General features: G+C 48.4%; 14 protein-coding genes. All 14 read right to left on the bottom strand.

The genetic code is table 11. The features are described from left to right. Window positions 1–73 precede the first annotated feature (73 nt). On the bottom strand, window positions 74–1,066 hold the full coding sequence (locus tag GKG43_RS08005; RefSeq protein WP_055152818.1) for an ABC transporter permease: 993 nt from the start codon (window positions 1,064–1,066) through the stop codon (window positions 74–76). Then, complete coding sequence (locus tag GKG43_RS08010; protein ID WP_025656561.1) at window positions 1,059–2,156, bottom strand: ABC transporter permease; 1,098 nt, start codon at window positions 2,154–2,156, stop codon at window positions 1,059–1,061. The genes GKG43_RS08005 and GKG43_RS08010 overlap by 8 nt, the downstream gene beginning before the upstream one ends. Then, on the bottom strand, window positions 2,153–3,754 hold the full coding sequence (locus tag GKG43_RS08015; protein WP_050640837.1) for an ABC transporter ATP-binding protein: 1,602 nt from the start codon (window positions 3,752–3,754) through the stop codon (window positions 2,153–2,155). The genes GKG43_RS08010 and GKG43_RS08015 overlap by 4 nt, the downstream gene beginning before the upstream one ends. A 255-nt stretch (window positions 3,755–4,009) precedes the next feature. Further along, on the bottom strand, window positions 4,010–5,185 hold the full coding sequence (locus GKG43_RS08020; protein ID WP_050640064.1) for a BMP family ABC transporter substrate-binding protein: 1,176 nt from the start codon (window positions 5,183–5,185) through the stop codon (window positions 4,010–4,012). Window positions 5,186–5,369: 184 nt separating this feature from the next. Then, window positions 5,370–5,786 carry a stage V sporulation protein AB gene (locus GKG43_RS08025; RefSeq protein ID WP_025656558.1) on the bottom strand — a complete coding sequence of 139 codons (417 nt, stop codon included), beginning with the start codon at window positions 5,784–5,786 and terminating at the stop codon, window positions 5,370–5,372. Then, complete coding sequence (locus GKG43_RS08030; protein ID WP_050640065.1) at window positions 5,746–6,411, bottom strand: stage V sporulation protein AA; 666 nt, start codon at window positions 6,409–6,411, stop codon at window positions 5,746–5,748. The genes GKG43_RS08025 and GKG43_RS08030 overlap by 41 nt, the downstream gene beginning before the upstream one ends. Further along, the gene (locus GKG43_RS22910; RefSeq protein ID WP_167702493.1) at window positions 6,401–6,562 is read right to left on the bottom strand and encodes a hypothetical protein; all 162 of its coding nucleotides are present in this window, start codon (window positions 6,560–6,562) and stop codon (window positions 6,401–6,403) included. Before GKG43_RS22910 ends, GKG43_RS08030 begins: the two co-directional genes overlap by 11 nt. Before the next feature lie 391 nt (window positions 6,563–6,953). After that, window positions 6,954–7,670, bottom strand: a complete 717-nt coding sequence (sigF, locus tag GKG43_RS08035; RefSeq protein ID WP_025656556.1) for an RNA polymerase sporulation sigma factor SigF — start codon at window positions 7,668–7,670, stop codon at window positions 6,954–6,956. After that, a complete protein-coding gene (gene spoIIAB / locus GKG43_RS08040) occupies window positions 7,649–8,104 on the bottom strand; it encodes an anti-sigma F factor (protein WP_025656555.1) in 456 nt (151 codons plus the stop codon). Before spoIIAB ends, sigF begins: the two co-directional genes overlap by 22 nt. Continuing rightward, a complete protein-coding gene (locus GKG43_RS08045) occupies window positions 8,101–8,415 on the bottom strand; it encodes an anti-sigma factor antagonist (protein ID WP_025656554.1) in 315 nt (104 codons plus the stop codon). The genes spoIIAB and GKG43_RS08045 overlap by 4 nt, the downstream gene beginning before the upstream one ends. 270 nt (window positions 8,416–8,685) lie before the next feature. Next, a complete protein-coding gene (locus GKG43_RS08050; RefSeq protein ID WP_129878944.1) occupies window positions 8,686–10,122 on the bottom strand; it encodes a tetratricopeptide repeat protein in 1,437 nt (478 codons plus the stop codon). A 21-nt stretch (window positions 10,123–10,143) separates the two neighbouring features. After that, window positions 10,144–10,278, bottom strand: a complete 135-nt coding sequence (locus GKG43_RS23585) for a hypothetical protein (protein WP_255350410.1) — start codon at window positions 10,276–10,278, stop codon at window positions 10,144–10,146. Window positions 10,279–10,295: 17 nt separating this feature from the next. Beyond that, window positions 10,296–11,615, bottom strand: a complete 1,320-nt coding sequence (locus GKG43_RS08055; RefSeq protein ID WP_055154657.1) for a folylpolyglutamate synthase/dihydrofolate synthase family protein — start codon at window positions 11,613–11,615, stop codon at window positions 10,296–10,298. Next, window positions 11,612–13,831 (bottom strand): LTA synthase family protein, encoded by a 2,220-nt coding sequence (locus GKG43_RS08060; RefSeq protein WP_129878945.1) that lies wholly within the window; start codon window positions 13,829–13,831, stop codon window positions 11,612–11,614. The genes GKG43_RS08055 and GKG43_RS08060 overlap by 4 nt, the downstream gene beginning before the upstream one ends. Window positions 13,832–13,846 lie beyond the last annotated feature (15 nt).

The following is a 13,846-nucleotide window of genomic DNA, read 5'->3' on the forward strand; positions in this document are numbered from 1 at the left end:
CCCCCTGTTCCCGTTTCCGGCAGCAGCCGCTTCTCCGCGGTTTTTCACAGCGTCCCCACCTCGATCACCGTCACTACCGCTCCTCCCGGAAGTAATTTAGGCCGCAGCTCTTCGGCTGTGCATGCTCTTTGCTCTGGCGCATGCTTGTGACTACCAGAACCACGATTGTTGCCACATATGGCAGCATGTCATAGATCTGTGCCGGGAGTCCCGGGATATTTACGTACATACGCATGATTGTCAGGCCCCCGAATATCAGTGCAACTAATATTCCTTTTGCAGGTCTCCATGTCGCAAAAATTACAAGGGCAACAGCGAGCCAGCCGTAGCCGCTGACACATCCGTGTACCCAGACGCCGGATGTGGTAACCATGCTCATGTACATACCGCCGATTCCACAAATTCCACCGCCCACTACGGTTGCAATATACTTGTATTTTGTAATATTGATTCCCGCCGCATCGGCTGTGGCCGGATCTTCCCCAATTGCTCTGAGGTTCAGGCCCACACGGGATTTGTTAAAGAACCATGCCATAAATATGGACAGGATCACTGCAAAATATACCAGCCAGTTATATTCGAATAACAGCTTGCCTATAATCGGGATATCAGACAGCACCGGTATATGCAGCCTTGAAAAAGCTGCTTTTGTGGTACCGCTTACTGCTACATATCCACCGGCCTTTTGTCCGATGTATTCCCCAAAAAAGTTGCCGAAACCTGTACCGAAGATGGTCAGCGTCAGACCGGTTACGTTCTGGTTCGCACGCAGAGAAATGGTGAGGAACGCGTAGATCAGCGCTCCAAAGGCTCCCGCTATAAATGACACCAAAAGCGCAATCAATGCAGATACCGTCCCGCTGACACTGCCGCCGGATTTTGCCACGGCCTGCTCGTAATAGTAAGAGCCTGCCAGACCGGTAATCGCCCCCATGAACATCATGCCTTCCACACCGAGGTTCATGTTTCCTGATTTTTCAGTCAGGATTTCCCCCAGCGCCCCCAGCAGCAGCGGTGTACCTGCCAGTACTGCCGCAATGAATAAACTGTTTAATGTACTAAGCATGCTGTTCCTCCTTTCCTCTGAATATCAGACGGTATGTAATAAAGAACTCACATCCAAGCATGAAGAAAAGGATGATTCCGATCAACAGATCCGAAGCCGAAGCCGGTATCTTAAAATTCGTCTGAATGGTATTGGATCCCCTCTCAAGCATGGCGATAAATACGGAAACCACAAGCATTCCAAAGGGGTTCATCTTTGCCAGCCATGCCACCGTGATCGCAGTGAATCCGACACCGCCTGCGGTTCCTTCCGTTATCGTGTAATCTGCGCCCGCAAACTGGAGCATTCCTACGAGGCCGCACATTGCACCGGATAAAAACATAGTGCGGATAAAAACTTTGCTGACGTTGATTCCCGCATATCTCGCCGTGTTATTGCTCTGTCCCACAACAGCAATCTCATAGCCCTGCTTCGTCTTATTGAAATAGATGAATGCCAGGACAACCAGAACCAGTGCCAGAATCCAGCCCCAGTGGACGCCCAGTACCTTTTTCAGCCTTGCGCCCTGCACCAGCATGGCAATCTTCGGAAAACTGCTTCCCGGCGCTTTCCACGGGCCATTCATCAGATATTTAATAAATGCAAGTGCGATATAGTTCAGCATCAGGGTAAACAGTGTCTCATTGGTTCCCCATTTTGCCTTACAGACTGCCGGAAGCAGACCGTAAAGGCCGCCAGCTGCCATACCTGCCAGAAGCATCAGAATCACAAGCGGAATCTTTGGGAAGATATGCGCGGTGAACAATCCAAACGCACCCGCTGCAACTGCCCCCACAAGGATCTGCCCCTCTGCCCCGATATTCCAGAACTTCATTTTAAACGCAAAGGAAATACCGATTGCCGTGATCAGAAGCGGAACCGCAAGTTTTACGGTCTCATGGATTACAGTTCTGGAACCCCAGGATCCGATTACCATTGCCTTATATACAGCAAGCGGGTTATGTCCGAGAACCAGGATTAAAAGCCCCCCGGTCACAAGCGACAGAAGAAAAGCGGCCGCACGGATTCCCCAGGCCTTCTGCTGTGAAATAGAACCTCTTTTCACCATACGGATCAGTGGTTCTTTTACCTGTGTCTGCTTACTGCTCATACCCCTGCCTCCTCTTTTGTAGTCTCATCCTTATTTTCACCGGCTGGATGTCCGCCGGCACTTTCCTCGTCACTGCTCTTCGGGCCGTTTTTCTCTTCCCCCACATGGATCATCATCAGGCCGATATCTTCCTTCGTCACTGTGCGCGGATCTACAATACCGCTCACCTTTCCTCCGCAGAGAACCATAATGCGGTCGGAGAGTTCCATCAGCACGTCCAGATCTTCTCCGATAAATATAACAGCCACACCCTTTTTCTTCTGTTCGTTCAGCAGGTCATAGATCCGATAGGAAGAGTTGATGTCCAGCCCCCGCACCGGATATGCCACAATCAATACGGACGGGCTCAGGGCAATCTCTCTGCCCAGCAGTACCTTCTGGACGTTCCCCCCGGAAAGCCTTCCCACAGGCGTCTCTACTCCGGGCGTTACAATCTCCAGCTCCTCAATGAGCTGTTCAGCCACTGCCTTTGGTGTTTTCCGATCTACAAAAAGGCCTTTTTTATCTTTGTAGCTTCGAAGCATTACGTTGTCTGTCATATCCATTCCGGCAACCAGCCCCATACCAAGCCTGTCTTCAGGAACGAAGGCCATAGAGATGCCCTTTTTTACAATCTCGTCGGGCTTGAGCCCCAGAATGCGCTCTTTGATCGGCTCTCCGTTATGTTCTCCCGCGTAGAGCACCGAGCCGCCGATGGCAGGATACAGGCCGGCAATCGCCTCACAGAGTTCTTTTTGGCCGCTGCCAGCAATTCCGGCAACACCCAGTATCTCACCTCCATACGCCGAGAAAGAGACATTGTCCAGCGCCTTGACGCCCTCACCATTCAGGCAGGTCAGGTCAATGACCTGAAGACGCTCAATGCCCCGCTCCTGCTTCGGTCTGTCGATCTCCAGACTGACCGGACGCCCTACCATCATCTCCGTCAGCTCCGCCTGGTTTGTCTTTGCTGTCTCAACAGCACCTATGTATTCCCCCTTGCGAAGTATCGCCACACGGTCGGATATCGCCAGCACCTCATGCAGCTTATGCGTAATAATGATGATGGATTTGCCATCCTTTTTCATGTTACGCAGCACCGCGAAAAGCTTCTCCGTCTCCTGCGGCGTCAGTACTGCCGTAGGCTCATCCAGAATCAGGATATCTGCCCCTCTGTACAAAACCTTCAGAATTTCAACCGTCTGTTTCTCTGAGACGGCCATGTTATAAATCTTCTTGGCAGGATCGATCTCAAACCCATATCTGGATGCAATCTCCGCCACCTTTTTATTTACTTCTTTCCGGTTCAGCACCGCCTTCCCGTCAAGTCCCAGCACGATGTTTTCCGCCGCCGTCAGAACATCTACCAGTTTAAAATGCTGGTGGATCATTCCGATTCCCAGTCCAAACGCATCCCTCGGCGAACGGATTGTCACCTGTGTGCCGTGGATACTGATTTCCCCATGATCCGGGAAATAAATCCCTGAAAGCATATTCATCAGCGTCGTTTTACCGCTCCCATTTTCACCAAGGAGCGCCAGTATCTCTCCGTTCTTCAGCTCCAGGTCAACATCCTTGTTGGCAACGACCTTTCCAAATGTTTTGGTGACGTGATGCATTTTCACAGCATACTCTGTAGTCTCGCCCAAGTCTTCACCCTCCTTTTACTCTTCCTGTCTTTCTTCTCTTCCTTTTCTGTCCCCCGTTCGGGTACACCGCAATACACGTCCCTGCAATGACATGCATTACGGAATGCCCGAAAAGGCCTCTCTCCAAAAACAGAGCCGTCATACAACGGCTCTGTCAATGAACTTATCCCTGGATGAATCGATAATGCTGCTTTTCACACCAATCGGGTGCTCCCGGCAACTCGATTATTCAACCACATTGCATCCTTCGATGATGTAACACCAGGATGGTGCGGAAGCTTCTTCCTGCTCGTGATAGTAATCGCCTTCAGCAACTTCTATTGTTTCGCCATCCGGGCTTGTCCCTTTCAGAGGACCATCGAATACGTGGATCTCGCCTGCCTCAAGTGCCTTAGTCGCCTTGTCGATTGCTTCCTGAGTTCCCTCTGCTGCAATGTCAGTATTCAGTGGTGACAGATAAACTGCGCCATCTTTCAGACCTTTACACCAGTCAACCGGGATCTCCTTGCCGTCAATCATTGCCTGTACTGCATCCGTTACATAGATACCCCAGTCAATACGTGCGGAAATCAGGGAAGCCTTCGGTGCTGCTTCAATCATATCATTGTTATATCCAACCTGGAAAGCGCCGTACTCCTCAGCCGTCGTTGCCGGTGCCGTAGAGTCTGAATGCTGGGAAACCACATCGCAGCCTCTCTCGATCAAAGCTTTTGCAACCTGTGATTCAACCGTTGGGTCGTTCCATGAATTCGTATACATGATATCCATGGTCACATCCGGATTCACACTCTTAGCCCCCAGGTAGAATGCTGTATATCCACTGATAACCTCAGCAAACGGGAACGCAGCTACATAACCCAGCTTATTAGACTCTGTCTTCATACCTGCTGCGATACCTGCCAGGTAACGGGCTTCAAAAATAGATGCAAAATAATTATGCATGTTGCTCAATCCGGAGTCTTTTGCCTGGAATCCTGTAGCGTGGCAGAACTGGATATCCGGGTACTCCGCTGCTACTTCTTTTACGTAGTCTTCAAATCCAAAACTTGTTGCGAAAATAATGTTGCAGCCGGCGTCAACCAATTCTCTCAGCGCGGTATCACATTCAGCACCCTCAGGAACATTGAACTTATTGATAATCTGATCATCGCTTAATCCCAATGCTTCCTGCATCTCCTTGGTTCCCAGATCATGGTTGTATGTATACCCCATATCACTGGCATCAGAAACATGTACAAAGCCGACTTTCAGATCTTCCTTTGCAATGCCTGATGTGCTCTCTGTCTTCTTGTCGTCTGAATCTGAAGTGTCTGCCTCTGCAGCCGGTTTGGCACCGCAGCCTGCAACCAGGCCGATAACCAACGTTGCGCACAGCAGTGCGCTCAAGATTTTCTTTTTCATACCTTCTCCTCCTAAATAAAAACTGGCTACCCTAATTAAGAAACATATTCCTTGATTGGATAGCCTTATACTACTTCTAAATTTTACACCGGCATAAGAAATAAGTCAAGTTTTCTGACTCGTTCTTTGAAAACTTCTTAACAAACTTTTAGGCTTACGGCTGACTCTTCATTTTACCTTCCTGCTACCACCGCTGCAAAAAGAACACAAAAGACCCGATCCCTTTTCCAAGCGCCATGCTGATGATAAACGCAGATATATACCGTACAATTTTCAGCCTGCGTACAAAAATCGGGAATACATTCAATATCTCAGCCAAAGCCATTGACCAGCAGCCCACAAAGATACCGGCCAGAATCCCAAATACCGGGATCAGCCAGTTTCCGTGAGAGATATGGATCTCAAATACGGAAAAAAGATTACCTGCAATACCCCCCAGGGCGACACAGTCTTCATAAAGCAGAATTCTGTCGCCGGTATGTGTCCGGTCTGCAAAATCTGCTACCACTCCCAGCTCTATAATAAAAGAAAACAGCCCGCCTGCGACGACAAGCCCGCCGCTAAGTCCGATGACTGCTAATATGATTTGATTTACCCACATCCAGCTCCTGCTCCCTTCTTGATGCATCCTCGACCAGAGTTGTCTGGATATCATTTTCGTAAAGGCGCATCTGCACCTCCATAGGCGTCGGATCCACTGTAAAGCGCTTCTTTCCGAAGTGATTGAAAAATACAAGGATACCTACCGTAATTCCTACAGAATAGGACACCTCAAGTATTGTGAATCCATCGGAAACGTCGCCTGTCACATACTCGTAAATCTGTGAAAATAATCTTGACGTAGAAACGTCATTATTAAAAGCCATAATCGAAAAAGCAGCGCCGCAGAAAGTAATCAGCACTACAATGACCGTTTTTATTACATGCCATACCATACCGGGCGTCTTCTGCTCTTCATAAGTGATAATTATATCCTGTTCTCCCAGATTTTGTACTTCAAGTCCGGGATATTTCTCATGGATACAGGCAATAATTTTTAAGATAGAGATTACCATACGCTGTTTTTTCTTATCCGGTATCTTCAGGATCTTCAGGGTTTTCAGTTTTGGAATCATCTCCTTATTGCTGCACTCCATAGCAACAATATCACCTAAGGTGACATCTTTTTTCTGTACCTCAACGTTCCTGTCACCCTTGAGATACACTGTATCATGATTAACAGCCATAGTATTCCACCTTCGGTCCCTGAATCAGAGTTCCCTCACTGGCAGAGGGCTGCCCGCTTCCATTAAAATAATAATAAAAAATACCCACAACCACCGCCGCAAGCACAATGCCGAAGAGGCAGATACGAATTTTCCTTCTTCCATTTTCCATAGAGGCCACCTAACCTTTCCAAAAATATAGTAGTGATAGTATTTGAAAAAAATGCGAAAGTATACGTTCGCGTCGTAAAAGGTGAGGCGGCTTCCGGCGGACTGTGTATGCCATTTCCGGAACCGGCCGTTTGCGGAGAATCCGTAAGAGAAAAAACAGGAAATATTGAGGGTGCTTGCCGCAGTTGGCCCGAATGCCGATGCATTCGCGCCGCCGGCGGCAACAGAATTTGTTTTTGTAAAACAAATTCTGCCCTCAATATTTCCTGTTTTTTCTCTAACGGATTCTAACCCGCGCACTTTGAGGCCCCGGAAATGGCATACACAGTCCGCCGGAAGCCGCCTCACCTTTTACGACGCTGGGTGCATCTGGGCCGGCGTCCCCTCCCCATCTAACTCCCCAGCCGCCGCAGATTCTCAATAATCCGCTTCTCCATACGTGAGACCTGTACTTGGGAGATCCCAAGTTTTTTCCCCACCTGGGACTGTGTTTCATCCGCAAAGTACCGCAGATATATAAGCTGTCTTTCTTCTTTATCCAAAGTCTCCAGCAGTTGTGCCAGGAGCATATGGTCCAGAATTTTTTCCTCCTTTCTTTCTTTTTCTTCCAACTTGTCCACAAGACGGATCTCGTTTCCCTCCTTCTGGTGGATCGGTTTATACAGTGACTCTACTTCTCCGCCGGCTTCCATGGCCTGTACTATTTCTTCTTTGTCTACATCCATTGTAACGGCCAGCTCCTCGAGTGTCGGCTCGCGGCCCAGGCTTGCGGTCAGTGCTTCCCTGGCCTGAAAGATCTTGTAAGACAGCTCTTTTAAGGAACGGCTTACCTTTATCATACCGTCATCCCGCAGGAAACGCTTGATTTCTCCGGATATCATTGGGACTGCATAGGTAGAGAATTTTACTTCATAGGACAGGTCGAACTTGTCGATGGCTTTTAATAGCCCGATGCTGCCGATCTGGAACAGATCCTCTGCATCCGTCCCCCGTCCATAGAAGCGCTTTACTACACACCATACCAGCCCCACATTTTCTTCTACTAATCGTTCTCTCGCTTCTTTATCTCCATCGTGTGATTTTTTGATTAAAGCGATTGTGTGGTCCATAGCTCCCTTCCTTTTCCGATGGTTTTCTTCATCCGAACCGTAGTTCCTTCACCTGGCTCGGATTCCACTTCTACATGATCCATAAAGGCTTCCATGAAAGCAAATCCCATCCCGGAACGTTCCAGCTCTGGTTTGCTGGTATACAGAGGAGTCATGGCCTGTTCTATATTTTCAATCCCGACTCCATGATCTCTTACTTCCACGGTCATCTGCTGCCCTTCAATCCTGCAGCGGATGGAAACTTTATGTATCTCGTTCTCATATCCATGGATTATGGCATTGGTTACCGCCTCAGATATGGCTGTCTTCACATCCGAGACTTCTTCTACTGTCGGGTTCAGCTGCGTCAGAAATGATGCCACTGCCACTCTCGCAAATCCCTCGTTCGATGAATGGCTGTCAAAAATTATCTCCATTTCATTTGTGTTTTTCATGCCTCGTCCTCCTCATATATCTGCATTATTTTTGTCATTCCCGACATCGTCAGGATCTTTTTTATTCTCGCATTGGCGTGTACCGCCCAGACTTCGCCTCCCACCAGGCGGATGATCTTATACCTTCCCATTATAACTCCAATTCCCGAACTGTCCATAAAATCCGTCATCTCAAAGTCGAAAATAACAAACTTAATATGGTTCCTCTCAATCAATGCATCTGCATTTTTCCGCATTTCCTCCGCATTGTGATGATCCACCTCGCTGGGCAGGTAAATTGTCAGGCAGTTCTCCTGCACCTGATACTTCATAGTACTCCTCCTCTATGCTATTCATATTCTTCCGGACTTTTTTATGCGCTCCCCGCAGTCCTGTTCTCTCTTTCATGTATCCTGCGCTTCTTTTCTTTCCCGCTGCCGTTTTTTCGTTACTGCGCACGCCCCAAAGGTCTTAGCAGCAACGTTTTTCCCATCAGAAAAAGGATATGCAGCTTTCTACATATCCTTATCTTTCGTGTATCAGAACCGTCTGAGCCGCGTATCACCGCGCTGCAGTCCTCTTATGTATCTCTTCTTCTGCCTCTATTGTCCTTCTGTATTCTGTCCTTCGTTGTCTGCACTGCCGGTCTGATCCGCATTGCCATCCTGCTGATCCGTACTCTGCTGATCGGCATCCTGCCCGCCGTCAGACTGTGTATCTCCCCCCTGGGAAATACTGTCCAGGCTGTTCTGAGCCTCCTGGGCGCGTTCCGTATCCGGGTACAGCTCGGTCACGCGTTTCAGATACTTCACCGCATTATCGTTGTCGCCGTTGCGCATATAGGCAACTCCCAGATTCAGAAGTGCTCCTCCGCTGTCATATCCCTCGTCCATACGCACTACCTTGCTGAGGGAATCAATCGCCGTATCATAGTTAGCCACTTCGAGGGATGCTGTCCCTCCGGAATACAAAGACTGGCAGGCAGACGGGAAAATGCTTTGGGCCAGTTCATCATACATCGCCTGACCGCCTTCTCCCAGTGCATCCTTATTTACATTCAGCAGTGTCTCCGCCATGGCGTCGTCTGTATAACTGTTGGAGTAGAATTGGTTGGACACTGTCATCAGATTTTCATAACTCTCAGCCGTGCTGGCCGCATTCTGCGCAGCCTGCTCGGAATTCTCGTCGTTTTCCCGGTATTGGTTCAGCGTCCTTGTCTGGGCGCTGATCTGTGCTTCCATTGCATTGATACGCTCGCTGTACTCTATAATCTGCTTATTGACGCTGTCAGCTTTCGCCTCATTCACTGCCGGCACGATCAGAAACCAAACAATGGCTGCCCCGATCACCGCCCCTACGACAATATTCATCACCGTAAACTTACTGGCCAGCACCTTGAGTCCGGCATGCTTTGGCTGGATGATCGTCTCATTCCCCAGGCTGTATTCTACCGTTTCCTCTTTGCCTTTTTTTCCATCTTTTACTTTTTTACCGCGCAAATTAGCCATCTCATGCATATAACGCAAAGTCCTGTCATTCGTCGTATCCAGCTTTCTGGCAATGCGAAGAATCTGCCTCGCCTTGGCATACTGCTCGGTACGCAGGTATAAGAGCGCCAGAAGCTGATAGGCCTTCAAAAATGTCGGATGAGACGCAACCACCTTCTTCAGCTGGATGATTGCCAGATCCTCACCATTCTGGCTGCAATACACAAGACACTGATTGTAGCGCTTCACGGCCTGGTTGATTATTTCCAGCTCACTGGCCGATTGCTGTACTTCACTGATAAAATAATCAGCCACATTATCCCTGGGTTTCAGATTCTTACTGATAATCCACTCGACCAGGCCTTCCGCCACTTCTCCGCGGCCATAGTATACAAGGCCTAAAAGATTTCTGGCGGCAATATTTTCTCTATTATATTGTAAACTCCGCCGAAGTGAGGTAACCGCACCGGACATGTCACGTATCTGCGCTTTCCTCAGGCCATCATTATACCAGTAATTGGACTGGTATAAGATTTTCTTCGTATAGTCCATCTATGCTCACCGTTATCTTTCTTATTTCGTCTGATCCATTACTTCTCTCAGAAGGTCCGTCATATCTGACAAATCTTCCTGATATACTGCATCTTCAATGTCTTCTACTTCCAGGCTAGGTTTAAACTTCTTCAGTTCTTCTTCAAAATCCAGCATTACACGGCCTCCTTTTCTCAGGTATTCTTGTCACCCTGCTTTCTCACAGCGTTCTCCCTTCTGGCCGGAATGAGCGCTTTTATCATTCCAGTCAGATAAAGAGACCCCAGACAGTATATCGTCCTGTCCTGCTGATGACCCATCACGTAACGGAGCGCTTCTTCTAAGGACTCCCGCGCGAAAACAGGTTTCTCCGTATATTTTTCAAAAATACGCTGCAGCTCTTCTATACGTGCAGCACGCCCGTCATCAATCAAGGTAATCATGTAGAAATCCGTATTCAGATTTCTGCACAGACAGGCAATCATCTCTTCATAATCTTTATCCCGTACCGCAGAGAACAGAATAATATTCCCTTTTTCCTTATCCTGAACGCTCTGTACAAAGCTCTCAACTGCACTGACATTATGTGCACCGTCTACATAGACATCCGGAAGTATCTCTTCCATGCGGCCTTCCCATCTTACACCGGCAAGGGCCTCCCGCCACCGGCATATCTTCCCTTCGTTTCCGAAGATCTGCCTCATAGCCTCCAGGGCCAGAATGGCATTGCCCGGCTGATAAAGCCCAATGTTATCAAGAGTCCATGTAGTATCTCCATAATACGCATTTACGCAGGAAAATGCAATATGTTTGTCCCGGATTCCCAGAATTTCGTACGCGTCTTTCCCTATTTTTTTACAGGGCGCCCCAAGTTCTGCGGCTCTCTTCTCGATTACGCGGCTGCTGGCCTCCTGGGTGTCTGCATAGAACACCGGCACGCCCTTTTTGATAATCCCCGCTTTTTCAAATGCAATTTGTTCCAGCGTATCCCCAAGAATCGCCGTATGGTCCAGTCCGATAGAAGTAATCACGGATACCAACGGTTTCCCGATGGCATTCGTGGCGTCCAAACGCCCCCCCAGACCGGTTTCAAGCACAACGTACTCCACGCCGGCTTTGGCGAAAGCTGTCATTGCCATCCCGAAAAGGAATTCAAAAAAGGTCGGATGGGGCAGATTTTCCGCCTCCATCTCCTCCACTTTTTCCATTACATACCCGAAAACATCCAGAAAATCTTCGTCTGCAATCTGGCAGCCGTTGATCACAATTCGCTCATTCATCTTTACCAGGTGGGGTGAGACAAACATTCCTGCCGTCTTTCCCTGGGCAAGCAGCATGGCGTTCAAATATGCACACACCGACCCTTTTCCGTTCGTACCTGCCACGTGGATCACCCTGCGGCCTTCCTGTGGATTTCCCAGAAACTGAAGAAACCGGATCGTATGCCCCGTCTTATTTTTTGCCGTAAACTTCGGAATATTTAAAATATACTCTGCGGCCTCTGTGTACGTCACTTCTCTTCACCTGTTTCCTGCTCTGCAAATGCTTCGCGGCCCGGTTCCACACCGCCGATGGTCAGCGGCAGCTCCGTCAGCTTTCCGCCTTCATACTTATATTCCCTGGATGAGCGGAATATGGTATTGCTGGAACCTACCTGGCACACCTGCAGAATATCCCCGTCCTCAAGGGACGCTTCTTTTAAATCGATTCTGGTATTATTCAGGAACGTACTGCTCTGTTTTTCACCATTTATATAGACTTTACTCTGTTTCGTAAAGTTTTCTCCGTAGATACTATAAGTTCCGTCCAACTGGGAAACCAGTTCGGTTACCGCGGCGTCATTCACTCCCATCACCATATGGCCTTCTGTAATCGGCTGTCCGCTGTCTTTGTAGACATACTGCTTTCCATATAAAATGTCGTACTGCAGAAGTTCCAGGTCCGCCAGATAATTCTTGGTCTGCCGCCTCTGCTGATGGTAATTGAATATCGTGCCGGAATGGATATCCAGACGCTCAAATACATCCGCCATGATCTGGTACGCCGGGATATTTCTATCCTCTTTCTCAAGCCCGATATTATCCCAGATTACATAATTCGTATTATACAGGTATCTGCTCTTGAGATCCTTTGCTTCCAGTCCCATCGTAGGCAGGTGGTCTCCATAAAATACAATGACTGACGGCTCGTTCCGCTGTTCCACCGCCTTCACAAGATCACCGGCAAACTTATCCATTTCATACACTTCGTTCACATAATATTCCCAGGAATTGCGTTTTCCCTCGTCTTCCACCCCGCTCACCACAATCTCCGGGTTCTCAATCATCTTCTCCGTCGGATAATCCCCATGGCCCTGCACACTGATGGTAAACACAAAGTCCTGCTGTTCTGTTGTATCCATGGAATCCATGATATTCGGGATCAGGATATCGTCCGTAGCCCATCCCTTGGGCGTAGTCTGGAGAATGTTCATAAACTCTTTGCTCGTATAATGGTCAAACCCCATGTGGTTGAACACCTGGGCGCGGCTGTAGAAGTTACCGCCGTTATTGTGAAGCGCCTCTGCACCATATCCAAACTTACCCAGTGCGGTGGCTGCACTTTCCAGTACTTTGGTCTTTGCGTATGTTTTATAGGGATATTCCCCCGGGCCGAAGAAACGCATACTCATCCCCGTCAGCACCTCAAACTCTGTATTCGCCGTTCCGGCGCCAACGGAAGGGACCTTAAAGTAACCCGTCGAATGCTCCTGATACATCTTTCTCAGATTCGGGATCGGATCTTCCGAAAATTGGAGCCACTCTACCTCTGTAGGGTCAAAGTAGGATTCCAGCTGCACAAAAATAATATTCGGAAGCGTTTCTTCAGTCCTCCCGTTTGTACTTTCTGTAATACTGCCGTTGTTGCTTATCTTAGCCATCGTCTCTTCACTGTAGCCTGCAGGCTCTGAGATACCGGTATTGAATATACTTGCAGTAAAGCAGTACGGGAAACCATAGTCCTCATAGGCAAATGCAATGTTTCCAAAATAGTTGGAGACAACCCGCTTGTCAATCGCCACATCCGTCAGAAAAACATAGGCCCCAAGCCAGAATACAACTCCTGCCAGCGCAAGAATGCGATGCATTTTCCCCGCGTACTGTCCGCCCCTTCGCCACATGGAGATCACCCAGAGAATCACTGCGGCGATACCCACGATCAGCAGGATCAGTTCAAATGTGTTAAAGTAATTGCCTGTCAGGGCCAGCGCGTCCGAAAGTACCTTCAGGTCCTGGGCATTAAAAGGCGTTACCCTTTTCAGAAGCAGATACCCATTGCAAGTTCCCAGAAACAGCCAGAATACACTGAGCAGTATTCTGGCAAACAGTCTCCGCCTGACAAGATAGACAACGGAAAATGTGGCAAATATCAGGAATGCATTGAACAAAAATACTTTTGGCGATCCCACCATGTAGTCCCATGCCTCAAACAGAGAATGACGGGAGATCACCTCAATCAGCAGGTTCAGCACACATGCCAGCAGGAAATGCAGAATCAGTGAGATCCTGTCCATAAACCTGTATACCGGCTGCATCTTCTTCGCAAACTTACTGTTGCGGCGCTGTTCCAGAATCTGCTGCCGCCGCTCCCTTCTCTCTTTCCAGTGCGCTTTGACATCTTCCTTTTTTAAGTTTTTTATTTTATGAAAAAAGCCTTTTATATCAGGTTTCCTGATTTGAATGTGTTTCATTTATGACCTCTCTTA

Origin of the sequence: Eubacterium sp. BIOML-A2, assembly GCF_009680135.1 — a bacterium.
GTDB classification, from domain to species: domain Bacteria; phylum Bacillota; class Clostridia; order Lachnospirales; family Lachnospiraceae; genus Faecalicatena; species Faecalicatena contortus_B.